The sequence below is a fragment of the Geodermatophilus sabuli genome (genome assembly GCF_900215145.1).
Classification (GTDB): Bacteria; Actinomycetota; Actinomycetes; order Mycobacteriales; family Geodermatophilaceae; genus Geodermatophilus; species Geodermatophilus sabuli.
In genome coordinates, this window is the sequence record NZ_OBDO01000003.1 from 424,450 (window position 1) to 446,162 (window position 21,713).

Genomic DNA, 21,713 nt, shown 5'->3' on the forward strand with positions numbered 1-21,713 from the left:
GGGTCCTCGGCGGGCATCAGGTGGTCAGACCTCTCCGGGCGTCGTGGGAGAGCAGGACGGTGGCCGGCGCCGACAGCAGCACCATGACGACGGCGTAGGGCGCGGCCGCCCCGTACTCCAGCGCGCTGCTGGCCGACCAGAACGCCGTCGCCAGCGTCGTCGTCCCGGTGGGGGCGAGCAGCAGGGTGGCGGTCAGCTCGGTGACGACGGCGAGGAAGACCAGCGCGGCGCCGGCACCGATGCCGGGGGCGAGCAGCGGGAGCGTGACGCGGCGCAGCCGGTCGGGGGCGGAGGAGCCGAGCGAGGCGGCGACGTCGTCGTAGAGCCGGGGCGACTGCTCGACCGCGGAGCGCACGGGCACGATCGCGCGCGGCAGGAAGAGGATCGCGTAGGCGGCCAGGAGGACCGGCACGGTCTGGTAGACCCACGGCGTCACGTCGATGGCGATGGTGACCAGCGCGAGCGCGATGACGATCGCCGGCACCGAGCTGCCCAGGTAGGTGCTGCGTTCCAGCAGCGTGGTCAGCCGGCCGCGGGCGCGCACCGCCAGCCAGCCGGTCGGCAGGGCCATCGCGGTGGTGACGGCGGCGGCCGCCGCGGCCAGGCCCAGCGTCGTCCCCGTGGTGGTGACCAACGCGCCCACCTCGAGGTCGGTGGACGAGCCGCAGACCAGCCACGTGCCCAGGCTGCCCAGCGGCACCACCAGGGACAGCCCGACCAGGACCGCGAGCGCCAGCAGCGACGGGAGGGTGAGCGCGCCCAGCCGCACCGGCCGGCCGGTCCGGGCCACCCCGGCGCCGGTGCGGGCGTAGCCGTGCCGGCCGCGCAGCCGCAGCTCGGCCAGCAGCAGCGCCAGGCACAGCAGCACGAGGACGCCGGCGAGCGTGGTGGCGCCCGGCCCGTTGAAGGTGGCCCGGTACTGGTCGTAGATCGCGGTGGTGAAGGTGGCGTAGCGCAGCATCTGCAGCGCGCCGAACTCCGCGAGCACGTGCAGCGCGACGAGCAGGCTGCCGCCGAGCAGCGCCACCCGCAGCTGCGGCAGCTGCACCCGCCGGAACACCGCCCAGCCCGACAGGCCCAGGCCGCGGGCGGTCTCCTCCAGCGCCGGGTCCAGCCCGCGGAAGGCCGCGACCACCGGCAGGTAGACGAACGGGAAGTAGGACAGGGTCACGACCAGCAGCGCGCCGGCGTAGGTGTCCAGCCCCGGGAGCACGGAGATCCACGCGTAGCTGGTGACGAACGCCGGCACCGCCAGCGGCGCGACCAGCAGCACGTGCCAGGTCCGCCGTCCGGGCAGGGCGGTCCGCTCCACCAGCCACGCCGCACCGACCCCGAGGGCGGCGCACAGCAGCACCGTCCCGCCGACCAGGCGGGCGGTGTTCCAGAGCAGCTCGCCCACCCGCGGGCGGAACACCAGCTCCCGGATGCCGCTCCAGCCGACGTCGACGGTCGAGACGACGATGTAGACCAGCGGCAGCAGGGTGAGGGCGGCGACGGCCGCGGCCAGCACGAGCGGCACCGGCGTCCGACGCAGCCGCGAGCGCGCGCGGACGGGGCCGCGGGGCACCGGGCGCTCCGGCGTCCCGGGCCGGGTGGCCGGCGACGCGGGTGCGCTCAGAGCAACCCCACCTCCTGCATGAGCTCGGTGACCCGTCGCTGGTCCAGCGACCCCGGGTCGACGTCGGGCGCCTGCAGTTCCTCCAGCGGGGGCAGCGCGTCGGCGGAGGCGACGCCGGTGCCGACGGCGTACTCGAGCGCCGAGCTCTCGGCCAGCTTCCGCTGCGCCTCCGGACCGGTCAGGTACGCGACCAGCTGCTGGGCCTCCTCCGGCTGGTCGGTGGAGGCCAGCACGCCGGCGCCGGAGACGCTCACGAAGGCACCGGGATCGCCGTTGCCGAAGAGGTGCAGCCGTGCGTCGTCGCCCTGCAGCGCGTTCTCCGCCTGGTCGCGGTACCAGTAGTAGTGGTACATCACGCCGGCGTCGATCTCGCCCTCGTCGGCGGCGCGCATGACCGCGGTGTTGCTCTGGTAGACGTCGGCGTTGTGCTGCAGCCCCTCCAGCCAGGCCCGCGTGGCGTCCTCCCCGCGCAGGGCGAGGACGGCGCTGACGATCGCCTGGAAGTCCGGCCCACCGGCGGCGATGCCGATGCGGCCCTCCCACGCCGGGTCGGCGAGCTCCATGATCGACGCCGGCAGCTCGGCCCCGGGCAGGGCGGCGGGGTTGTAGACGAGCACGGTGGAGCGCGCGGCGAAACCGGTCCACGTGCCCGACGACGGCCGGAACCGCTCCCCCACCTGGTCCAGCGTCGACTGGTCCAGCGGCGCGAGCAGCCCCTCGTCGTCGAGGATGTCGATCGAGGGGCTGTTCTCGGTGAGGAAGACGTCCGCCGGCGACGCCTCGCCCTCCTGGACGATCTGGTTGGCCAGCTCGGCGTCGTTCGCGTCGCGGAACTCCAGCCCGATGCCGGTCTCGGCGGTGAAGCCCTCGAGCATGGTGCGCACCAGGCTCTCGTGCTGGGCGCTGTAGACCGTCAGGGTCTCGGCGCCGGCGGCGTCGTCGGAACCGCACCCGGCGAGCACCCCCACAGCAGTGAGAGCGGTCAGTGCACTCGCGGTCACCCGCCCGAACCCGTCCACGCATGGCCCTCTCTGATGAGGTGAGGCTGCCCTGACCAGAAGGTGTACCACGGGAGGTGGCCGAGCGGCCGGGCCCGATGAGCTACAACTTCGGGCATGACCGCCGCCGCACCCCTGCTCCGCACCGCCCGCTTCGCGCAGCTGACGCCGTTCGAGGTCTACGCGCTGTGCCGGCTGCGGGTCGACGTCTTCGTCGTGGAGCAACAGTGCCCCTACCCGGAGCTGGACGGCCGGGACGTCGAGCCGGCCACCGTGCACCTGTGGTTCGACGACGACGGCGCGGTCGCGGCCACGATCCGGGTGCTGGACGACGGCGACACCCGCGCGATCGGGCGGGTCGCCACCGCAGCGACGCACCGCGGTCGCGGGCTGGCCGCCGAGCTGATCCGCGCCGGCATCGACCTGTGCGACGGGCACCCGATCACCCTCGGCGCGCAGGCCCACCTCGAGGGCTGGTACGAGCGGTTCGGCTTCCGGCGCAGCGGCCCGGGCTACGTGGAGGACGGCATCCCGCACGTCCCGATGCGGCGCGCCGCCACCCCCTGAGAGAGCGCGAGGTCAGGCCTCCCGGGGTCGGCCGCCGCCGTCCCGGGGCGGGGCGTCGCGGCCGCGGTCCCCGCGCAGCCGGTCGGCGACCGCCGGGGAGACCCGGCCCAGCTCGGCGAGCACGCCGTCGCTCTTGTGCACGTTGCTCGACCACACCGGCTCGGGGTGGGTGTCGACGCCCGCGGCGACGTCCTCGGCGGTGCGCAGCTTGGCGACCTTGTGCACGAGCACCCCGAAGCCGACCTTGGCCACGACGTCGGCCACCGAGTAGCCGACCTGCATGGCGGTGAACCAGGCCGGCGTGACGTCGGCGAAGACGGGGACCGCGTAGACCAGCGGGTAGATGCCGAAGCTGCTCAGCAGCACGATCGTCGCGTTGCGCAGGCTCGCCGCCGCCTCGGGGCCCATCGTGGGCAGTGACCGGCGCACCGCGCCGATGAGAGCCACGTACAGGTAGGCGAAGAAGACCGTGCTGACCAGGCCCCACCCGACCAGCGCGAGGGTGTCGCGGCCCTGGTCGACGACCTGCGCGCCGACGTACCCCGTGACGATCATGAGGAAGGCCGCCGCCATCGTGGTGAACCGCAGCCGCCGGGCGGCCGCGCCGGCGATCGAGCAGACGGCGAGCAGCTCGACGGTCAGCAGCGGCACCGTGACCGACCAGTCGATGAAGCGGGTGCCCTCCGTCGTCCGCGCCTCCTCGTTCGGCACGAAGACGCCGCCCTCGAACCGGAACCCGCTGTCCCAGTCGAGGTGGAGGAGCAGGTAGGCGACCGTCGCGACCGCCGCCAGGCACACGGCCGCGTACGACGACGGCCGGTAGCGGGCGGAGACCTCGTCCCGGCTGATCCAGGAGTAGAGGAGGTAGGCGAACAGCGCGAACCCCGCGCCGAGGATGGCCAGCTGCACCACGTCGTAGAGCCCCGGCGACATGGTCTGCAGCTCGGGCACGGGCGGGTCGTTCGGGTCCACGGGCCACTCCGCGAGCAGGGGGACGGACCGGGGGGCGCTACCCGTGCGCACGCGCGGCCCAACCCCGCCGGACCCGGCACCGTGCGCCGGGGTCGGGCACGATGCCCCGGTGGACCCCTCCGAGCTGCTCCGGACGGCGGCGACCCGGCTGGAGACGCTGGCCGCCCGCACCACACCCGGCGACTGGCGGACCGCCGGGCTCCTGGCCACCCGGCCGGAGGTCGTCGCCACGCTGGCCGGCGGCGGCACCGAGCACGTCGCCGAGGCCCGCGCCGCGACCGGTACGTGGATCGCCGCGCTCTCCCCCGCGCTCGCCGCCCCCCTGGCGGCCTGGCTGCGCGCCGCGGCGGACGACCCGGTGACCCCGGAGGCCGAGGCGTTCGCGCGGGCGCTGCTGAGCCGGCTCGGCTGACCGCTCCCGCGCGGGGCCCGGTACCCCCGTGGCACCGGGCCCCACCCGCGGTTCCCGGAACTCTATGAGACGTCCCCGTTCTGTTTCCTGTCGAGCCGTCGTCGTCGGCCGGCCCCCCACCCACGAGGACGGCCTGGAGCGGGCCGGCGCCGACGGGCGGCGCGGTCAGCCGCAGCCGGCGGCCCGGTCGAGCAGCAGGGCCCGTTCCCGCTCGTTGCGGGTGAGCGACGCGGCCCGCTCGAACTCGCGCCGCGCCTCCGCGCCGCGGCCGAGCTGCAGGAGCAGGTCCCCGCGGGCCGCGGGCAGCAGGTGGTAGCCGCGCAGCGCCGGCGCGCCGGTGAGCTCGTCGACGAGCTCCAGCCCGGCGGCGGGGCCGTAGGCGCGCGAGACCGCGACGGCGCGGTTGAGCTCCACGACCGGGGAGGGCTGCAGCTCCGCCAACGCGTCGTAGAGCGCGGCGATGCGCACCCAGTCGGTCTCCTCCGCCGTCCGGGCGCGCGCGTGGCAGGCCGCGATGGCCGCCTGCAGCCCGTAGGGACCCAGACCGGTGCCGCTCCCCTCCGCACGGCGCAGCGCGGCCAGCCCCCGGCCGATGAGCACGTGGTCCCACCGGCCGCGGTCCTGGTCGAGCAGCAGCACCGGCTCGCCGCCGGGACCGGTGCGGGCGCGGATGCGGGAGGCCTGCAGCTCCATGAGCGCGACCAGCCCGTGGACCTCGGACTCCCCCGGGGTCAGCGCGGCGAGGATGCGCCCCAGCCGCAGCGCCTCCTGGCAGAGCTCGGGCCGGGTCCAGGACTCCCCCGCCGTCGCCGCGTAGCCCTCGTTGAACACCAGGTAGACGACCTCGAGCACCGAGGTGAGCCGGGCCGCGAAGTCGTTCCCGGTGGGCATCTCGAACGGCACCCTCGCCGCGGCGAGGGTGCGCTTGGCCCGGACGACCCGCTGCGCGACCGTCGAGCCGGGCACCAGGAAGGCCCGGGCGATCTCGTCGGTGCCGAGCCCCCCGACCAGCCGCAGGGTCAGGGCCACCCGGGCCTCACGGGAGAGCACCGGGTGGCAGGCGATGAAGACCAGCCGCAGCAGGTCGTCCTCGACCACCTCGTCCAGCGCCCTGTCGATGGCCGAGGCCCAGTCCGGCTCCTCGGTCTCGGTCAGCTCGCGGCCGAGCTCGACGGTCTTGCGCTCCAGCCGCTGCGCGCGCCGGAAGACGTCGACCGCCCGGTGCTTTGCCGTCGCCATGAGCCAGGCCGCCGGCTTGTCGGGGACGCCGGTCCGCGGCCACCGCTCCAGCGCGGCCACCAGCGCGTCCTGCGCCAGCTCCTCGGCCAGGCCGACGTCCCCGGTGACCCGGGTGAGGGCGGCGACGAGCTTGGCGGACTCGATCCGCCAGACGGCCTCGACGACCCGGGAGGTCGTCGTCCCGCCGCTCACCGCCGCCCGCCCGGCCGTCAGGACTGCTGCTGCTCGACGGCCGCCCGGATCCGGTCCTCCTGCTCGCGGATCTCCGGCGTGTAGGCCGCACCGAAGTCGTCGGCCTCGAAGACCTGCCGGACCTCCACCTCGCCGTCGCGGAACGGCGCCCGCCGCACCCACTCGAGCACCTCCTCGCGGGAGCTCACCTGGAGGACCCAGTAGCCGGCCACCAACTCCTTGGTCTCGGTGAACGGGCCGTCGACGACCGTGCTCGACCCGTCCCGGGCGTAGCGCACCCGCAAGCCCTTCGAGCTCGGGTGCAGGCCCTCGCCGGCCAGCAGGACGCCGGCCTTGACCAGCTCCTCGTTGTAGGAGCCCATCTCGGCGAGCTCCTGCTCGGTCGGCAGGACGCCCCGTTCGCTGTCCTCGGACGCCTTGACGATCACCATGTAGCGCATCGCGGTCCCCTCCTCGGGCGAGCGGTCGGCGGCCCCGTCGGCCGGCGGTCGACCGCCCCTCACTGACACGTCGAACAGCAATCGCACAGATCGACACGGCGGACCAGACGTTTTCGCGCCGGTCGCGCCGGTCGCGCCGGCACCGGGTCGGCGCGGGCCGGGCCGGGCCGGGCGGTGAGGTCAGCGATGGTCGGTGACGAAGCGGGTGATCTCCGCCGCGAGGGCGGCCTCGGCGCCGCCGTACTCATGACCGGCCCCGGGCAGCTCGACACAGCGCCGGTCGGCGACCGTCATCCGCTCGTAGAGCGCGCGCCACGCCTCGACCCGCGTCTCCGCGCCGCCCCAGGCGAGCAGCAGCGGGGACGACGACGCGTTGCAGCCGTCCAGCCAACGGTCCGGGCGCTCGGCGAGACGCTCGAGCAAGGAGGCGGCCGAGATCGCGAAGTACCAGGCGGGCACGGGGATCAGCAGGTGGCCCTCGCCGCGGTCGACGAGCTCCTGCGCCTGCACACGGGCCCGCTCCAGCGCCGCGTCGTCGGCGAACCACGCCGACAGCGGGAAGCGCACGGACGTCAGCGGGGACAGGAAGACCCGCCCGGCCACCTCGGGGCCGGGGGCCCAGTCGCCGAGGAAGTAGCCGCCGGCGGAGTGGCCGACGACGAACACCGGCAGCCCGGTCCGCTCCCGCAGCCAGGCCACGCCGGCGCGCAGGTCCCGGGGCCCGTCGTCGAGCCGTTCCCACATGCCGCCGGAGGCGGCCTCGGCGCCGGTGGCGATGCCCGCGGCGTCGCCGAGCCGGCTGTAGCCCAGGTCGTGGCAGCGCAGGTTGAGCGCCAGGTGCACGAACCGCTCCGGCGCGACCAGCGGCGGGAGGGTGCGCGACGGTCCGGAGTAGCAGTTGCCGCCCTTGCCGTGCACGTGCAGCAGCGCGGCCTTGGGGCGCGCCGGCGGCGGGTACAGCAGCCCCTGGAGCAGCTCGCCGTCCTCGGCCGGGAGGTCGACCAGCTGCGGGCCGCCGGTGGGCAGGCCGGACACCGTCGTCATCGGATCCCCTCGTCGGGAGACGGCGTCCCCGGTGCGGCGTCGGCGCCGCACCGGGGACGTGCGGTCAGTCGTCGAGGATGACCTCGTCGTAGTCGATCTCCGCGTCCAGCAGCCCGTACCGGGTCATCAGCTCGCCGGTGAGCTCGATCGACTCGCGGTCGTTCTGGCCGCGCCACTGGATGAGGTTGATCTGCTCGGCGAGCGCCGGGTCGAGCTCGGTGAGCTCGGGCAGCGCGGCCCGGAAGGCGTCGGGGTCCTCCCGGATGTCGTCCGCGGTCGCCTGCACGGCCCGGCTGAAGGCCGCCACGACGTCGTCGCCCACCCGGGCGACGGTCTGCTCGGTCATCACCATGGTGCCGATCTGCATGCCCGGCTCGATCGCGTGCCACGGGCGGGCGACGACGCGCAGCCCCTGGTTCTGCCCGATGGTCGCGAACGGCTCGATGACGATGCCGGCGTCGACGTCGCCGCGGTCGATCGCGGCCAGGATGTCCGGGAACGGCAGCTCGACGGGGCTGATCGCGTCGGGGGCCAGGCCCTGCTGCTCGAGGATGCTGCCGATCGCCAGGTCGTTGACGTTGCGGAGCGCGTTGACCCCCATCCGGATGCCGTCGAAGTCCTCCGGGCCCTGGATCGGGCTGTCGGCCCGCACCAGCACCGCCGCGAAGTCGCCGTCGGCCTCCTCGGAGGTGGCGCTGCCGGCGGCGACCATCCGGATCGGCAGGTCGGCCCCGATGCTGGTCAGCGTCGAGACCAGGTCCAGGCCCAGGACGTCCATGTCGCCCTGCACCAGGGCCGGCACGGTCGAGGTGCCACCCCCGGGGTTGACCCGGGCCTGCAGGTCGATGCCCTCGTCCTCGAAGTGGCCGCGCTGCACGCCGTAGCTGACGAAGGCGAACGGGCTGCCCGGGGTCTCGGCCATGGTCAGCGTCGTCAGGCCGCCGTCCCCGCCGCCGGTGGCGCCGGAGGCGTCGCTCGATCCCCCCTCGTCGGACCCGCCGCACGCGGCAGTGGTCATCAGCACGGCGGCGGTCACCAGCGCCCAGGCGGCTCTCGAGGACTTCATCCGGTCTCCTTGGAGGTCGTTCGGGACGCCGACCAGCGCGGACGGCGCGCTGTAACGTACGTCACTGTTCTGCTGACGACAATCACTGTCGACGGAGTTCCGCCAGGTCGAACGATGGGTCACTTCAGGGAGAAGTGCACCCAGCGCTTGCCCTCTTCCAACCCGGCCAGCTCACGCCCGGCGGACTGCATGACCAGCGGCGAGGACGACACGTGCTGGGTGCCGCCGTGCACGTCGCGGAACAGCCGCTGCATGGTGCCCCGGCGCAGCGCGTCGGTCCCGGCCGAGGTGTAGGCGAACTGGGCGATGCCGGCGACGGAGAACGTGGCGTTGTGCAGCGCCACGCGGTTGAGCGTGTGCAGCCGCAGCGGGATCTCCGCGCCACGGGCCAGCGTCGCCTCGATCTCCTCCCACACCTCGTAGAGCAGCGCCTTGGCGGCGCGCAGCCGCACCTCGGCGTCCGCGAAGTGTTCGGCGAAGGCGACGGTGTCGGTCTGCGCCCCGGGCCGGCCGGCCTTGGCGCGGACCACGGCGGCCAGCTCGTCGAGCACCCGGCGGCCGACGCCGAGCACCCAGCCGCCGTGGTTGATGCTGGCGAAGTTGCCGATGCCGATCCGGTACAGGTCGCCCCCGGTGACCGGCTCGGTGCTCAGGGAGGGGTAGCTGTACTCGATCGGGACGAAGCAGTCCTCGAGCGTGTAGTCGATGCTGCCGGTGCCGCGCAGGCCGAGGACGTCCCAGTTCTCGATGAAGGTCACCTGCTCGACCGGCACGATGAAGAACCGGGTCTGCCCGGTCTCGGCGTCCAGCGCCGCGGTGTGCAGGTGGGTGCAGTGCTTGATGCCCGAGGCGAAGGACCACTCGCCGCTGATCCGGTGCCCGCCAGGCACCGGGACGGCGCGACCGGGCCTGGTCCCCTGCCCCGCGATGCCCAGCCGCGGGGTGGCGAACAGCTCGCGGGCGGCGTTCTCGCCGAAGAACGCCCCGGCCAGGCCGGTCGCCAGGCCCATGGCCATGGTGACCCAGCCGGTCGAGGGGTCGGCGTAGGAGAGGGTCCGGAACAGGTCCATCGCCTGCCGCGGCGTCATCTCCGCGCCGCCGAGCTCCCGCGGGGTGAAGACGCCGATCGCGCCGATGTCGTACAACGCCTCGACGACCGGCTCGGCGATGCGGCCCGTGCGGTCGTTCTCGTCGCCGTGGCCGTCGATCAGGTCGTGGAGCCCCTCGGCCGCATGGAGGACGACGGACGGCGTCCCCCCGGTGGACACCGGCTGCTCCTGCACCGTGGTCATCGCCTGCCCTCCGTCGCGAACTCCGTTCCGTAGGGGAATCTAGGCAGGTGTGACGCGGAGCACGACGGTCCGGTGATAGGGAGTCGGGCCGCACTGATTCCCGTTGGGAATGAGCAAGACGACCAGCGGGTCTCGCGGCTCTGGCGGGGTGTCGCCGAGCCGCGGATCCGGCCGGTGATGACCGTGAGGTGTCAGCTCACCGGCGGGCGGTCGCCGTCCTCCCAGGGGCGCAGGGCGAGGAAGTTGTCCAGGACGGCCGGACGCGGCCCGGCTCGCCACAGCGCCCCCATCGTGAGCGTGAGGTCGCCGTCCTCCAGGGGCACGTGCGCGACGGTGCCCTGCGCGGCGAGACGCGCCGACGCCGGGGCGAACGCGATCCCCAGGCCGCCGGCGACCAGGCCGAGTGCGATCGAGGTGCTGCTCACCTCGTGCGCGACCCGCGGGCTGAAGCCGGCCCGGTTGCAGGCGGTGACGTAGTAGTCGTGCAGGCCGGGCTCCACGGAGCGCCCGACGAGGATGACCTCCTCGCCGGCGACCTCCTCCAGCCGGACCGACGACCGCTCGGCCAGCCGGTGTCCGCGCGGGACGACCAGCAGCACCGGCTCCTCGCTCACGACCTCGGTCCGCAGCTCGGGGCGGGGCGCGACGGGCAGCCGGACGAACGCCAGCTGCAGGCTCCGGTCGGTGATCCCCTCGAGCGCGGTCCGGCTGGTCTCCTCGCTGAGGCTGAGGACGACGCCGGGGTGGTGCCGCCGGAACGCCCGCAGCGACCGTGGGAGGAGGTCGGCGAGCGCGGGCTGGATGAACCCGACCGCCAGCCGGCCCACCTCTCCGCGGACGACCGCGCGGGCCCGGTCGACGGCGCCGTCCGCGCGGGCGAGAACCTCGACCGCCTCGCTGAGGAAGACCCGGCCGGCCTCGGTGAGCAGCACTCCCCTGCGGTCGCGGTCGAGCAGCCGCACCCCGAGCTCGTGCTCGAGGGCGCTGATCTGCTTGCTGAGGGCCGGCTGGGCGATGTGCAGTTTCTGCGCGGCCCGCCGGAAGTGCAGCTCCTCGGCGACCGACACGAAGTAGCGGAGGTGCCGCAGTTCCACCGGCGCCGCGCCCGTCAGCCGGCCGTCACAGCCATGCCGGCACCGCCGGGATGCCACCGTCGGCGACCAGCCCGTCGCCCGGCGAGCGCCCGGTGAGCCACGCCGTCACCGCGGGCAGCGGGCCGGACACGGCCACCGAGCCGGTCCCCCACTCGCGGTCGCCGGCGAACACCACGACGTCGGGCACCTGGTCGCGGCGGTCCCACATCCGGAACACGTCGTCCACCATCGCCGCCTGGATCTCGTCGGCGACGTCGGCGAAGGTGACCCCGGCGTCGAGGTCTACCGCGTGGACGAAGACCTCGCGGCAGCGCATCCACGGCACCTCCGAGGCCGGCACCTCGCGCCCCTGGGCGGTCCGCACCCGCGCGGTCCAGGCCTCGTCCGGGAGCCCGTGCACCGCGTCGGCCAGCCGCCCGGTGGCGGCCAGGACCTCCGCCCGCAGCTCCGGCGGCGACAGCTCCGCCGCCTCGGCGATGCCCGCCTCGCGCGCCTCGGACGAGGCGTACATCGGCGTCTCGACGCCGGTCCGCGCCCAGGTGAGCAGGTTGCACAGCGCGTCGGCGTTGCGGGCCACGTGCGCCAGCAGGTACTGGCGGCTCCAGCCGGGCAGCAGCGACGGGACCTCGAACTCCTCGTCGGTGAGCCGGCCGAGGGCGGTGCCGAACAGCCGCTCCCCGTCGGCCCACCAGTCCAGCGTCTCGGGCTTGGTCATGTACTCCTCCTCGACCCGGGCGACGGCGCCGAGCTCAGCGGACGGTCACCGCCATCGACCCGATCCGGCTGATGGTCATCTCCAGCTTCTCACCGGCGGCGATGGGGCCCACACCGGGCGGGGCGCCGGTGAACAGCACGTCACCGGGGAGCAGGGTCATGATCGTCGAGGCGTAGGCGACGATCTGCGGCACCGGGGTGATGAGGTCGCGGGTGTTCACCGACTGCCGCACCTGTCCGCCGCTGGTGAGCCGGATGTCGAGGTCCGAGCCGTCACCGATCTCGTCGGCGGTCACCAGCCAGGGCCCGAGCGGGCTGAAGGTGTCGTAGCTCTTGCGGCGGGAGCGGTCCGCGGCGCTGCGCACGGTGATGTCCAGCCCGGCGGTGAACCCCAGGACGGCGTCCATCGCCGACTCGACCGGGATGTCCCGGCCCCCGGCGCCGATGACCACGACCAGCTCCGACTCGTGGTGCACCTCGTGCCCGGCGGCGACGACGTCGGGCGGCAGGACGACCTCCGCGCCGGGGCCGACGATCGAGGACGGCGCCTTGAGGAAGACGTCGAACTCCATCATCCAGGACTCGACCCGGCCCAGGGTCCGCTGCTGGACGCCGTGCATCTCGGCGACGTGGTCGCCGTAGTTGCTGGCCGCGGCGACCACCTTGGACGGACCCAGCACCGGGGCGCGCAGGATGACCGCGGCGACCGGCCGCGGCGTCCCCGTGGCGGCCGCCTCCCGCAGCCGCGGCGCGACCGTCGGGAAGTCCCGGCACAGCGCCCGCCACCAGCCGGCGGTGACCGGGTCGGCGTCGTGCGGCCAGGGCAGCGCGTCGGTGACGTCGACCAGGGTCGCGTCGTCGGCGGAGACGACCCCGAGCCGGTGGTCGTCGAAGAGGGCGAGCTTCACGGGTCTCCAGTGTCAGCGGGGTGGGTCGTGCTCAGCGGGGGGTGAAGGTGCCGGTCACCGTCTGCGGCCCGGGCAGGACCTGCTCGCGGTGGATGCCGAGGGCGCGCAGGACGGGGGCGTCGGTGAGCAGGAAGAGCACGCTCTCCTCGTCGGCCGCGTGCTCGACCGCCGACCAGGACGGCGCGACGAACATGTCGCCCGGGCCCCAGTGGAAGCGCTGGCCGTCGATCACCGTCGAACCGGCGCCCTGGAACGCCACGAAGACGGCGTTGCCCGACCGCCGCACCGCGGGGCCGTGCCCGCCGGCCCGGACGCGGAGGACGGAGCAGCCGAGGGTGGGCAGGACGCTGGCGCCGGTCGTCGGGTTGACGTACTCGAGGGTGGTGACCGGCTCGTCGGAGTCCGCGGCCAGCCGGTCGAGCTCGGCGGCGGTGTCGGCCCAGCGGTAGACGAGCAGCGGTGACGGAGCGGGCGTGAGCGGCCCGTCGACGGCACCCCGCACGTACCGGGTACCCGGCGGGTGGGCCCGCTCGGAGACGTTGTGCTCGGCCGGTGCCGGCTGGTTCTCCCCCGGGCCGGGGTACTGCTCGAAGAAGACGGCGTCCAGCGCCTCGATCATCGGCAGGTCCAGGCCGTCGAACCAGAACATCTCCGAGTCGCCGCCGTTGACGTGGTCGTGCCAGTTCCACGACGGCGTGAGCACCAGGTCGCCGGGGTGCATGTCGCAGGCGTCGCCGTCCACCGTCGTCCACACGCCCTCGCCCTCCAGGACCCAGCGCACCGCGCCCGGCGTGTGCCGGTGCGCCGGCGCGGTCTCCCGGGGGCCGAGGCACTGGATGGCGCCCCACAGCGTGCCGGCCGCGTACGGCCGGCCGCCCAGGCCCGGGTTCTGCAGGCTGAGCACCCGCCGTTCACCGCCGCGCTCCACCGGCACGAGCTCGATCGCACGGCGGGCCAGCGGCTTCATCGTCGCGGCCGACCACAGCCACGGGACGGCCCTCGGCTGCGGCGTCGGGGTGAGCAGCTGCTCGGTGATGGTCCACAGCGGGCGGAGGTCGACCGCGGCGAGGTCGCGGTACAGGGCCTCCAGCTCCAGGTCGGTGCGCGTCTCGGGGCTGGCAGTCATGAGAGGACCTCCCGGGTCATGCCGGTCAGGCTAGACAGCAGTTCCACGATCCACCTACCAGGCGCTCTACAGTTCCGGTATGTCGAATCCCGAGGCCTCCGGCTCGCTCCCCGCCCCGGACAGCCCGACGACCACGTCGGTCGACAACGCCCTGTGGCTGCTGCAGCTGGTGGGTGAGAGCCAGGCCCTGCGGGTGGCCGAGGCGGCCGACCTGCTCGGCGTCGCCCGGTCGACGGCACACCGGCTGCTCACGGCCCTGCGCCGGCGCGGGTTCGTCATGCAGGACCGGCCCAACGGCGCGTACCGGCCCGGCCCCGCCCTCTACGAGATCGGCCTGGCCGCGGTGAACCGGATCGACATCCGGCGCGTGGCGCGCCCGGTGCTCGAGCAACTGCGCGAGGAGACCCAGGAGACGGTCAGCCTGGCGCTGCTCGAGGGGACGACGGTCCGCTTCCTCGACTGCGCCGAGAGCCCGCGGTCGGTCCGCGTCGGCAACCGCACCGGCGTGGTGCGGCCCGCCCACGCCTCGGCCGTCGGCAAGGCGGTCCTGGCCGTGCTCTCCGACGCCGAGCTGGACAGGCGCTACCCCGACGGCACCCTCCCGCCGACCACGACGTCCGCCGCCCTCACCGACCTGGCCGACCTGCGCGCCGAGCTGGCCACCATCCGGACGCAGGGCTACGCGCTCAACTGGGAGGAGAGCGCCGACGGGGTGTGCGCGGTCGCCGTGGCGCTGAAGGACGCGGTGGGCCAGCCGCTGGCCGGCCTCGGGGTGGCCGCGCCGAGCAGCCGGATGCGCGACGCCGAGGCGATCCGCGCGCTGGCCCCGGCCCTCGTCCGCGGTGCCGACCTGGTACTGGAGCGGTTCCGCACGCCGTCCTGACCGGCGCCGTCGTCCCGGGTTCACCCCGGCGACCAGCGGGTAGCGCCGACCCCGTGGCAGCGCAGACGGGACCGGGCGGGTTCGCCGAGCGGCTCGGGGCGGAGGTGACCACCGCCGACGACGGCAGCGCGCGGATCGGGTTCGACGCCCACGACGAGCACCTCAACCCGGCCGGCACCCTGCACGGGGGCGTGCTGGCGACGCTGGTCGACACCGCCATGGGCCAGGCGGTGCGCACCACCACCGGGGAGGGCGAGGTCCCCGCGACCAGCCAGCTCACGGTCACCTACCTGCGCCCGGGGCGACCGGGGCCCCTGACCGTCACCGCGCGGGTGCGCACCCGCGGCGAGCACCTGACCGTCTGCGAGGCCGACGTCGAGCAGGAGGGCCGGGCCCTCGCCCACGCGGTCGCGACGTTCGCGCTGCTGCACTCCTGAGGCGCGCGGACGCGGCAGGCACGGCACCCGGGGGCGCCGCCGGCGCACGGAGGGATGATGTCGGACCTGTTCGGGGCGGGGGCCTGGGGGTACGGTCGGCGCGGCCGACCGACCCCTCCGGGGAGGACCCGCGATGCCCGTCTTCATGATCGAGCGCCGGTACTCCGACGTCCTCGAGCTCACCTCCGACATGGCCGACGGGGTCAACCGGATCAACGCCGACGAGGGTGTGCGCTGGCTGTACTCCTTCCTGTCGGTCGACAAGCGCAAGACCTACTGCCTGTACGAGGCGCCGTCCGCCGACGCCATCCGCCGGGCGGCCGTGCGGGCCGGGCTGCCGGCCGACGTCGTCGTCGAGGTCTCGGCGACCGTGCAGCCCAACGGGTCACTGCAGCCCGTCTGATCCTTCGAGCAGGCCGTGCGTGGCGGCGTACATCGCCGCCTGCGTGCGGTTCCCGGCGCCGGTCTTGGCCAGGATGCTGCGGACGTGGTTGGCGACGGTGTTCTCGCTGATCACCAGGCGGGCGGAGATCTCCCGGTTGAGCAACCCCTCCCCCAGCAGGCGCAGCACCTCCGCTTCCCGTGCGGTCAGCCCCGCCGGGCGGGACGGCGCCGCCGCGGGCACGGGCACGGGCACGGCCGCCGGCCGCAGCGCCCGGAGCACCCGCCGCAGCCCGAGGTCCCGGGCCAGCTGCCCGGCCTCCTCGGCCAGCGCGCGGGCCCGCCGTCCGGGGTCCCCGCCGCGCCGGAGGTGGTCGGCCAGGGCCGCGAGGCTCTGGGCCCGGTGCACCACGGCCCCCATCCGGGTGTCCATCTCCAGCGCCGCCTCCAGCAACGGCACGGCCGTGCCCCGACCCAGGGCCGAGTCGACCATCCCCAGGTAGCGGTCGGCGCTGCCGAAGACGGCGACGAACTGGCCGGCCCGCAGGTTGGTCCCGGAGTACTCGGCCACCCGCGGCCGCAGGGTGCGCAGCGCGTCGGCGTCGTCGAGGTGCACCGCCGCCTCCACGGTGAACGCCAGGACGCAGGGCCACTGGGCGTCCTCGTAGCGCTCCAGCCCGCCGTCGACCAGCCAGCGCAGCACGTGGTGCGCCGGACGGTCCAGCCGCAGCTCGGTGTAGAGGGCGAGCAGCCCCGGTGCCCAGTGCCCCTCCGGGGACTCCTCCCCGCTGACCAGCGCGCGGACGGCCTCCAGCGCCCCGGTCTCCCGCCGCACCATGAATCTCTGCACCGCCGTGGAGCCCTCGGTGTCGTCGGTGCCGAAGGTGGCCCCCAGCTCCAGCAGCTGCTCGCAGGTCCCGTCGGCGCCGGCGAAGTCGCCGGCGAGGAACTGGCGGCCGTAGCGGATGCACCCGGCGACGTACTCGAAGTACGCCTCGCCGGTCGCCCGGGCCATGCGCAGCACGTCCCAGTACGCCGCGGCCAGGACTTCGGGCTCACCCTGTTGATAGGCGATCGCCGCCCGCCAGAACCCCGCCGGGCCGAGCGGGCTGGGGTCGCCGATGCGTTGGGCCAGCTCGGAGAGCTCGGTCGCCCGGGCCAGCTTGGCGGGGGCGTCCGCGGGGTGCAGCCCGTTCCAGAGGCTGGCCTCGAGCACGGCGGCGAGGAGGACGTCGTCCTCCAGGGCCCGGGCCAGCTCGACCGACCGGCGGCCGAGCTCGCCGGCCTGGTCGGTCGCCCCCAGGAACGCCAGGGCCCGGCCGAGACCGGCCAGCCCGCGCACGTAGAGGGGGTCGGCCGGGTCGTGCGGCACGCCGCGCAACGCCTCGGTGAGCAGCTCGACCGCCCGCTGGCCGGGCAGTCCGGGTCGCCAGGAGGCCGCCTCGAAGCCGATCGCCGCCTCCAGCCGGTCGCGGACGCCGCCGGCGTTGGCGACCTCCGCGTAGAGCGCCCGGGCCCGGGCGAAGTCCCCACCGAGCAGGTGCGCCGAGGCCGCCGACAGCAGCAGCCGGTGCCCGTGCGGCGGGTCCTCGGCCAGCGCGGCGGCCTGCTCGAACCACCGTGCGGCGTCCTCGTGGGCCAGGCTGCGGGACGCGGCCTGCGCGGCCTCGGTCAGGTAGCGGACCGCCCGGTCGGCGGCACCGAGCGCGGCGCCCTGCGCGTAGTGGTGCGCCAGCCGCTGGGTGCGTCGGTCCGACGCGACCCCCGAGGCCTCGAGGACGGCGGCGACCCGAAGGTGCTCGCGGGCGCGGCGGGTGGCCGGCACGAGGTCGAGCACGGCCTGCCGGGCCAGGCTGTGCGGGAACCGGAACGCCGGGCCGGCGGACTCCAGCAGGCCGTGGGCGACCGCGGTGTCCAGCGCCGCGAGCGTGGTGTCCTCACCCCACGCGGAGACGGCCAGCAGCGTGGCGAGGTCACACTCCTCCCCCACGACGGCGGCCAGTTCCAGGGTCTGCCGCTCGGGCGCGCTCAGCCGCTCCAGCCGGCCGGCCACCATGTCCTGCACCGACAGCGGCGCCGACGCGCCCGGGCCCGGCACCGTCCCGGCCGACTCGCGCAGCAGCTCCCGCAGCAGGAAGGGGTTGCCGCCGGTGCGGTCACGCAGCAGCGCCGCGGCGACCCGGGCCCGGTGCTCGGGCAGCGTCGCCTCGTGCGCCAGGTACTCGGCGATGTCCTCCGTGGACAGTCCGGCCAGGTCCAGCCGCCGGACGCCGTCGAGCCGGTACAGGTTCGCGATGGTGGCGGTGAGCGCGGCCGACCGCTCCGGGGCCGTCGTCCGGTGCGTGCCCAGCACCATCAGCGGCGACTCCGCCGTCCGGTCGACCAGGTGGGCCAGCAGCTGCAGGCCGGCGACGCCGCACCAGTGCAGGTCCTCCAGCGCGAGGACGACCGGCCCGGTCCGGGTCAGCGTCCGGATCGCGTCGACGGCGGCGTCGTAGAGCTCCCGGCGGGTGTCGGGCTCGGCGGTGTCCTCGGACCGCCCCACCAGCCGGGCCAGCGCGTCGCGCGGCCCGCCCGGGCCGGTCGCGGACAGCAGCGCCTCGACCGGCTCGACGAACGGCTGGTAGGGCGGCCCGAACTCGGCGACACAGGTGCCGAGCAGCACCGTGGCGCCGCGGTCGTGCAGGAGGGCGCAGAACTCGGCCAGCAGCCGGGACTTCCCCGCGCCGGGCTCACCGCCGAGGAAGGCGACCTGGCGGGCACCACCACGGACCGCCGTCCACAGGTCCTCGAGGCAGTCGAGCTCGCCCCGGCGGCCGACGAAGCGCGGGGCCGCGGCCCGCGTCCAGCGCGACGGGAGGGGTGGCGGCGTCCAGCCGGACACCCTCCCGGACGCTAGCCCTCCCCCTCCGGGGCTGTCGATGGTCAGAACTGGCCCCCGGCGCGCCGACGCCGATTCGCGCACTTCTGGTCATGTGCGCGTACCGGTCGGCTCCCTAGCGTCGGCGCCACGGACCAACCCGCACCGAGGAGGGGCCATGACGACACAGCTGCCCGGGACGCTCGCCGACCGCGTACGGGGCCAGGTGATCCGCCCCGCGGACGACGACTACGAGGAGGCCCGCAAGGTCTACAACGGCATGATCGACGCCCGCCCCGACCTGGTCGTGCGCTGCGCCGGCGTCGACGACGTGGTCGCCGTGGTGCGGTACGCGGCGGAGAACGGTCAGGACCTCGCCGTCCGGGGCGGCGGGCACAGCGTGCCCGGCTTCGGCACCGGGGACGGCGCCGTCGTCGCCGACCTGTCGATGATGCAGGCGGTGGACGTCGACCCCGAGGCACGGACAGCGGCGGCCGGCGGCGGCACCACCTGGGGCCGGTTCAACGACGCGACGGCGGCCTCGGGGCTGGCCACCACCGGCGGGATCATCTCGACCACCGGCATCGCCGGGCTGACCCTCGGCGGCGGGATCGGTTACCTGTGCCGTGGCTACGGCCTCTCCTGCGACAACCTCCTCGCGGCCGAGGTGGTCCTCGCCGACGGCACGGTGGTCACCGCCGACGAGGACGAGCACGCCGACCTGTTCTGGGCACTGCGCGGCGGCGGGGGCAACTTCGGCGTGGTCACCCGGTTCACCTTCCGGCTGCACCCGGTGGAGACGATCTACGGCGGCCCGATGTTCTTCGAGCTGTCCGACGCGACGGCGGTCTTCCAGCTGTTCCGCGATCTCGTCCAGACCGCTCCGCGCGAGTTCGGTGGTTTCCCCGGGTTCCAGATCGCGCCACCGCTGCCGTTCATCCCCGAGGACCGCGTCGGGGACACCTTCGTCCTCCTGGTGCCCTGCTGGACCGGGTCCCAGAGCGAGGGCGAGCGGCTCGTGGACCGGATCCACCAGGTCGCGCCGGTGGTGGCCGAGCACGTCGGCCCGATGCCCTACCCGGCACTCAACAGCGCCTTCGACCCGCTGCTCCCCCCGGGATTGCAGAACTACTGGAAGGCCGCCTACGTCACGGAGCTGACCGACGAGGCGATCGCCGCGCACGTCGAGCACGGGTCCCGCGTGCCGTCGATGCAGTCGACGATGCACCTGTACCCGATCAACGGTGCCGTGCAGGACGTCGCGCCGGACGCGACCGCCTTCGGCCACCGGAACGCCACCTACGCCGCCAACATCGCCGGGTTCTGGCCCGACCCGGCCGACAACGAGACCAACACGCAGTGGGTGCGGGACTACTACGCGGCGATCGCGCCGCACTCCGAGCCCGGCGGCTACGTCAACTTCGCCTCGGGCGACGACCACCACAAGGCCCCGGAGAACTACGGCGCCAACTACGAGCGGCTGCGGGCGGTCAAGCGGACCTACGACTCCGGCAACCTGTTCCACCTCAACCAGAACATCCGGCCGTGAGCCGGCGTCGACGCAGGGAGGGGTGAGGGGCATGCAGGCCATCGAACGGACCGCGCTGCCCGTGGCCATCGAGGGCAACGGCGTGGACTTCCGCGCCGCCCGCTTCGGGGACATGAGCGTCGGGTGGATCCGGCTGCCGGCCGGGACGGACCTGCGCCCCGCACTGGCCGGCCTGTCGGGCGACCGCTGCCCGTGCCCGCACTGGGGCTACATGATCAGCGGCAGCCTCGTCATGCACGGTGCGGAGGGTGACACGAGGTACGAGGCCGGCCAGGCGTTCTACTGGGCGCCCGGCCACGCGCCCGAGGCGCTCACCGACTGCGAGTACGTCGACTTCTCTCCGTCGGAGGAGCTGGAGGCGGTGGTCCGGCACATCCGCGGCGACTGAGGGCGCCTCGGAGCTCCGGTGCCGGCGGGCGGAATGCCTGCCGGCACCCGGGGGTTCGCCGGTGCATGGCCACCGCGAGCTGGAACGGGACCGTCATCGCCGAGTCCGACGACATCGTCACCGTCGAGGGCAACGCCTACTTCCCCCGGGAGGCGGTGCGCGAGGACGTCCTGCGGCCGTCGGGCACGCACACGTTCTGCCCGTGGAAGGGCACGGCGTCCTACTACTCGCTGGAGGTCGACGGGCAGACCAACCCCGACGCGGTCTGGTTCTACCCGGAGCCGTCGGACGCGGCGCGCGAGATCACCGGGCGGGTCGCGTTCTGGCGTGGCGTCGAGGTGCGCTGAGCGACCGCGCCGCTCGGCCGCTCAGCGGCCGGGCCAGGCGCCGGCCAGTTCCCGGGCCGCGGCCGCGGCGTCCGGGTCCAGCACCCGCGCGCGCTCTTGGCGCTCGATCAACCCCTGGAAGGCGGTCCACGCCTCCTCCGGGGTGGTGTCGAGGGCGGCGGCGATCTGCGCCCAGCTGGCTCCGCCGCGCAGCGCGGCGCGGAAGCCGACCAGCTGGCTGTCGCGCGCCTTGCGTGCGACCACCTCGCCGAGGGCGAGCAGCTCGAGGGACTCGGGCACGTCCAGCGACGTGACCGCCTCCTTGAAGGAGCTCCAGTCGTCCTCGTCGACCTCGGCGACGGTGTCGAGGGTGGTCGCCCCGCTGTCCCGCCGGCTCAGGAAGTCCAGGCGGGTGACGGCCGTCGTCAGGGAGAACTCCTGCTCGAGGGCGTCGGGTGTGATGCTCATGAGCCATCCCATCCCCGGCCGCGTCGGCGGGTCAAACGCACTGCGATCCTGATCACCCGGGAGGTGGCTGTGCGCCCACGCGTCGTGGTCCACGTCGCGGTCTCCCTGGAGGGAGCGACCACCGGGTTCGACCCGGACGTCGGTTCGTTCTACGCCCTGGCTCGCACGTGGCACGAGGACGTGACGCTGACCGGAGCCGACACCGTCCTCGCCCAGGAGCCGGCGCTGGGCTCCGCGCCCCAGCCTGGTCCCGCACCGGACGGTCCCCTGCTGGTCGTCGTCGACAGCCGGGCCCGCGTCCGTGCGTGGGCGGCGCTCCGGGCTGCCGGCCACTGGTCGGACGTCCTGGCGGCGTCCAGTGCGCGGACGCCGCACCGGTCCGGGCCCGTGAGCGAGCTGCGGCTCGGCCGGGAACGGGTGGACCTGCCCGCGCTCCTCACCGAGCTCGGTACGCGGCCGGGCGTGGCCACGGTGCGGGTGGACAGCGGCGGCGCGCTGACCGGTGCGCTGCTGGCCGCCGGCCTGGTCGACGAGGTGAGCCTGCTGGTCCACCCCGTCCTCGCCGGACCGGCCGCCGGCGCTCGGCGATGGTACGGCGACGGCCCGCCGCCCGCGGGCGAGCTGGTGCTCGCGGAGTGCCGGCGACTCGACGGCGACCTGGTCTGGCTCCGCCACCACATCCGGCGCTGAGGACGCGAGAGGGCCCGCACCCGGTTCCCCGGGTGCGGGCCCCTCGTGC

At 74.8% G+C, this 21,713-nt stretch carries 23 protein-coding genes; 9 read left to right on the top strand and 14 right to left on the bottom strand.

Annotation, left to right across the window (positions count from 1 at the left end; genetic code table 11):
* Positions 1–16 precede the first annotated feature (16 nt).
* Both CRP39_RS10165 and CRP39_RS10170 read right to left on the bottom strand, forming a co-directional pair.
* Positions 17–1,567, bottom strand: a complete 1,551-nt coding sequence (locus CRP39_RS10165; protein WP_245853745.1) for an ABC transporter permease — start codon at positions 1,565–1,567, stop codon at positions 17–19.
* A gap of 47 nt (positions 1,568–1,614) precedes the next feature.
* Positions 1,615–2,619, bottom strand: coding sequence for an iron ABC transporter substrate-binding protein (locus CRP39_RS10170; RefSeq protein ID WP_245853751.1), 1,005 nt, complete (start codon positions 2,617–2,619; stop codon positions 1,615–1,617).
* Between the two features lie 114 nt (positions 2,620–2,733).
* Between CRP39_RS10170 and CRP39_RS10175 the strand changes: the two genes are divergently transcribed.
* Positions 2,734–3,183: a GNAT family N-acetyltransferase gene (locus CRP39_RS10175; RefSeq protein ID WP_097206232.1), complete on the top strand. Its 450-nt coding sequence runs from the start codon at positions 2,734–2,736 to the stop codon at positions 3,181–3,183.
* A gap of 12 nt (positions 3,184–3,195) precedes the next feature.
* Here CRP39_RS10175 and CRP39_RS10180 read toward each other — a convergent pair whose 3' ends face one another.
* Positions 3,196–4,155, bottom strand: a complete 960-nt coding sequence (locus tag CRP39_RS10180) for a bacteriorhodopsin (RefSeq protein ID WP_245853754.1) — start codon at positions 4,153–4,155, stop codon at positions 3,196–3,198.
* Between the two features lie 109 nt (positions 4,156–4,264).
* Between CRP39_RS10180 and CRP39_RS10185 the strand changes: the two genes are divergently transcribed.
* Entirely contained in the window at positions 4,265–4,567 is a 303-nt protein-coding gene (locus CRP39_RS10185) for a hypothetical protein (protein WP_097206233.1), read from the top strand.
* A gap of 165 nt (positions 4,568–4,732) precedes the next feature.
* Here the strand turns inward: CRP39_RS10185 and CRP39_RS10190 are convergent, their stop codons facing one another.
* The 9 genes from CRP39_RS10190 to CRP39_RS10230 form a co-directional block, all read right to left on the bottom strand.
* Entirely contained in the window at positions 4,733–5,998 is a 1,266-nt protein-coding gene (locus tag CRP39_RS10190) for an RNA polymerase sigma factor (RefSeq protein ID WP_097206234.1), read from the bottom strand.
* A 17-nt stretch (positions 5,999–6,015) separates the two neighbouring features.
* Positions 6,016–6,438, bottom strand: coding sequence for a YciI family protein (locus CRP39_RS10195; RefSeq protein ID WP_097206235.1), 423 nt, complete (start codon positions 6,436–6,438; stop codon positions 6,016–6,018).
* A gap of 180 nt (positions 6,439–6,618) precedes the next feature.
* On the bottom strand, positions 6,619–7,482 hold the full coding sequence (locus CRP39_RS10200; RefSeq protein WP_097206236.1) for an alpha/beta hydrolase: 864 nt from the start codon (positions 7,480–7,482) through the stop codon (positions 6,619–6,621).
* A 64-nt stretch (positions 7,483–7,546) separates the two neighbouring features.
* Positions 7,547–8,548: an ABC transporter substrate-binding protein gene (locus CRP39_RS10205; RefSeq protein ID WP_097206237.1), complete on the bottom strand. Its 1,002-nt coding sequence runs from the start codon at positions 8,546–8,548 to the stop codon at positions 7,547–7,549.
* A 119-nt stretch (positions 8,549–8,667) separates the two neighbouring features.
* The gene (locus CRP39_RS10210; RefSeq protein WP_097206238.1) at positions 8,668–9,840 is read right to left on the bottom strand and encodes an acyl-CoA dehydrogenase family protein; all 1,173 of its coding nucleotides are present in this window, start codon (positions 9,838–9,840) and stop codon (positions 8,668–8,670) included.
* Positions 9,841–10,031: 191 nt separating this feature from the next.
* Positions 10,032–10,934, bottom strand: coding sequence for a LysR family transcriptional regulator (locus CRP39_RS10215; RefSeq protein ID WP_172442373.1), 903 nt, complete (start codon positions 10,932–10,934; stop codon positions 10,032–10,034).
* A 25-nt stretch (positions 10,935–10,959) separates the two neighbouring features.
* Positions 10,960–11,649 carry a maleylpyruvate isomerase family mycothiol-dependent enzyme gene (locus CRP39_RS10220; protein WP_097206240.1) on the bottom strand — a complete coding sequence of 230 codons (690 nt, stop codon included), beginning with the start codon at positions 11,647–11,649 and terminating at the stop codon, positions 10,960–10,962.
* A 34-nt stretch (positions 11,650–11,683) separates the two neighbouring features.
* Positions 11,684–12,556 (bottom strand): fumarylacetoacetate hydrolase family protein, encoded by an 873-nt coding sequence (locus CRP39_RS10225; protein ID WP_097206241.1) that lies wholly within the window; start codon positions 12,554–12,556, stop codon positions 11,684–11,686.
* Positions 12,557–12,587: 31 nt separating this feature from the next.
* Complete coding sequence (locus CRP39_RS10230) at positions 12,588–13,682, bottom strand: cupin domain-containing protein (RefSeq protein ID WP_097206242.1); 1,095 nt, start codon at positions 13,680–13,682, stop codon at positions 12,588–12,590.
* A 79-nt stretch (positions 13,683–13,761) separates the two neighbouring features.
* Between CRP39_RS10230 and CRP39_RS10235 the strand changes: the two genes are divergently transcribed.
* From CRP39_RS10235 to CRP39_RS10245, 3 genes are all read left to right on the top strand, one after another.
* Complete coding sequence (locus CRP39_RS10235; protein ID WP_097206243.1) at positions 13,762–14,565, top strand: IclR family transcriptional regulator; 804 nt, start codon at positions 13,762–13,764, stop codon at positions 14,563–14,565.
* Between the two features lie 53 nt (positions 14,566–14,618).
* Entirely contained in the window at positions 14,619–15,002 is a 384-nt protein-coding gene (locus CRP39_RS10240) for a PaaI family thioesterase (RefSeq protein ID WP_097206244.1), read from the top strand.
* Positions 15,003–15,135: 133 nt separating this feature from the next.
* Positions 15,136–15,405 (top strand): DUF4242 domain-containing protein, encoded by a 270-nt coding sequence (locus tag CRP39_RS10245; protein ID WP_097206245.1) that lies wholly within the window; start codon positions 15,136–15,138, stop codon positions 15,403–15,405.
* Here CRP39_RS10245 and CRP39_RS10250 read toward each other — a convergent pair.
* Positions 15,388–18,267 (bottom strand): helix-turn-helix transcriptional regulator, encoded by a 2,880-nt coding sequence (locus CRP39_RS10250; protein WP_172442374.1) that lies wholly within the window; start codon positions 18,265–18,267, stop codon positions 15,388–15,390. The two genes, CRP39_RS10245 and CRP39_RS10250, sit on opposite strands and share 18 nt — an antisense overlap.
* A 154-nt stretch (positions 18,268–18,421) precedes the next feature.
* Here CRP39_RS10250 and CRP39_RS10255 point away from each other — a divergent pair, with 154 nt between their 5' ends.
* From CRP39_RS10255 to CRP39_RS10265, 3 genes are all read left to right on the top strand, one after another.
* Positions 18,422–19,792, top strand: coding sequence for an FAD-binding oxidoreductase (locus CRP39_RS10255; protein WP_097206247.1), 1,371 nt, complete (start codon positions 18,422–18,424; stop codon positions 19,790–19,792).
* A 31-nt stretch (positions 19,793–19,823) separates the two neighbouring features.
* Positions 19,824–20,180 (top strand): cupin domain-containing protein, encoded by a 357-nt coding sequence (locus tag CRP39_RS10260; protein ID WP_097206248.1) that lies wholly within the window; start codon positions 19,824–19,826, stop codon positions 20,178–20,180.
* Positions 20,181–20,245: 65 nt separating this feature from the next.
* Positions 20,246–20,527 carry a DUF427 domain-containing protein gene (locus tag CRP39_RS10265; protein ID WP_097206249.1) on the top strand — a complete coding sequence of 94 codons (282 nt, stop codon included), beginning with the start codon at positions 20,246–20,248 and terminating at the stop codon, positions 20,525–20,527.
* 21 nt (positions 20,528–20,548) lie between these two features.
* Here the strand turns inward: CRP39_RS10265 and CRP39_RS10270 are convergent, their stop codons facing one another.
* The gene (locus CRP39_RS10270) at positions 20,549–20,974 is read right to left on the bottom strand and encodes a hypothetical protein (RefSeq protein ID WP_097206328.1); all 426 of its coding nucleotides are present in this window, start codon (positions 20,972–20,974) and stop codon (positions 20,549–20,551) included.
* A 69-nt stretch (positions 20,975–21,043) separates the two neighbouring features.
* On the opposite strand from CRP39_RS10270, the gene CRP39_RS10275 reads away from it, so the two are divergent.
* Positions 21,044–21,664, top strand: coding sequence for a RibD family protein (locus CRP39_RS10275; RefSeq protein ID WP_097206250.1), 621 nt, complete (start codon positions 21,044–21,046; stop codon positions 21,662–21,664).
* Positions 21,665–21,713: the final 49 nt, after the last annotated feature.

What these genes read in the sequence shown, in the direction of transcription:
- CRP39_RS10210 (WP_097206238.1), bottom strand. Translation starts at nt 9,840, where the DNA reads ATGACCACGGTGCAGGAGCAGCCGGTGTCCACCGGGGGGACGCCGTCC.
- CRP39_RS10220 (WP_097206240.1), bottom strand. Translation starts at nt 11,649, where the DNA reads ATGACCAAGCCCGAGACGCTGGACTGGTGGGCCGACGGGGAGCGGCTG.
- CRP39_RS10175 (WP_097206232.1), top strand. Translation starts at nt 2,734, where the DNA reads ATGACCGCCGCCGCACCCCTGCTCCGCACCGCCCGCTTCGCGCAGCTG.
- CRP39_RS10265 (WP_097206249.1), top strand. Translation starts at nt 20,246, where the DNA reads ATGGCCACCGCGAGCTGGAACGGGACCGTCATCGCCGAGTCCGACGAC.
- CRP39_RS10260 (WP_097206248.1), top strand. Translation starts at nt 19,824, where the DNA reads ATGCAGGCCATCGAACGGACCGCGCTGCCCGTGGCCATCGAGGGCAAC.
- CRP39_RS10230 (WP_097206242.1), bottom strand. Translation starts at nt 13,682, where the DNA reads ATGACTGCCAGCCCCGAGACGCGCACCGACCTGGAGCTGGAGGCCCTG.
- CRP39_RS10270 (WP_097206328.1), bottom strand. Translation starts at nt 20,974, where the DNA reads ATGAGCATCACACCCGACGCCCTCGAGCAGGAGTTCTCCCTGACGACG.
- CRP39_RS10195 (WP_097206235.1), bottom strand. Translation starts at nt 6,438, where the DNA reads ATGCGCTACATGGTGATCGTCAAGGCGTCCGAGGACAGCGAACGGGGC.
- CRP39_RS10235 (WP_097206243.1), top strand. Translation starts at nt 13,762, where the DNA reads ATGTCGAATCCCGAGGCCTCCGGCTCGCTCCCCGCCCCGGACAGCCCG.
- CRP39_RS10200 (WP_097206236.1), bottom strand. Translation starts at nt 7,482, where the DNA reads ATGACGACGGTGTCCGGCCTGCCCACCGGCGGCCCGCAGCTGGTCGAC.
- CRP39_RS10255 (WP_097206247.1), top strand. Translation starts at nt 18,422, where the DNA reads ATGACGACACAGCTGCCCGGGACGCTCGCCGACCGCGTACGGGGCCAG.
- CRP39_RS10245 (WP_097206245.1), top strand. Translation starts at nt 15,136, where the DNA reads ATGCCCGTCTTCATGATCGAGCGCCGGTACTCCGACGTCCTCGAGCTC.
- CRP39_RS10205 (WP_097206237.1), bottom strand. Translation starts at nt 8,548, where the DNA reads ATGAAGTCCTCGAGAGCCGCCTGGGCGCTGGTGACCGCCGCCGTGCTG.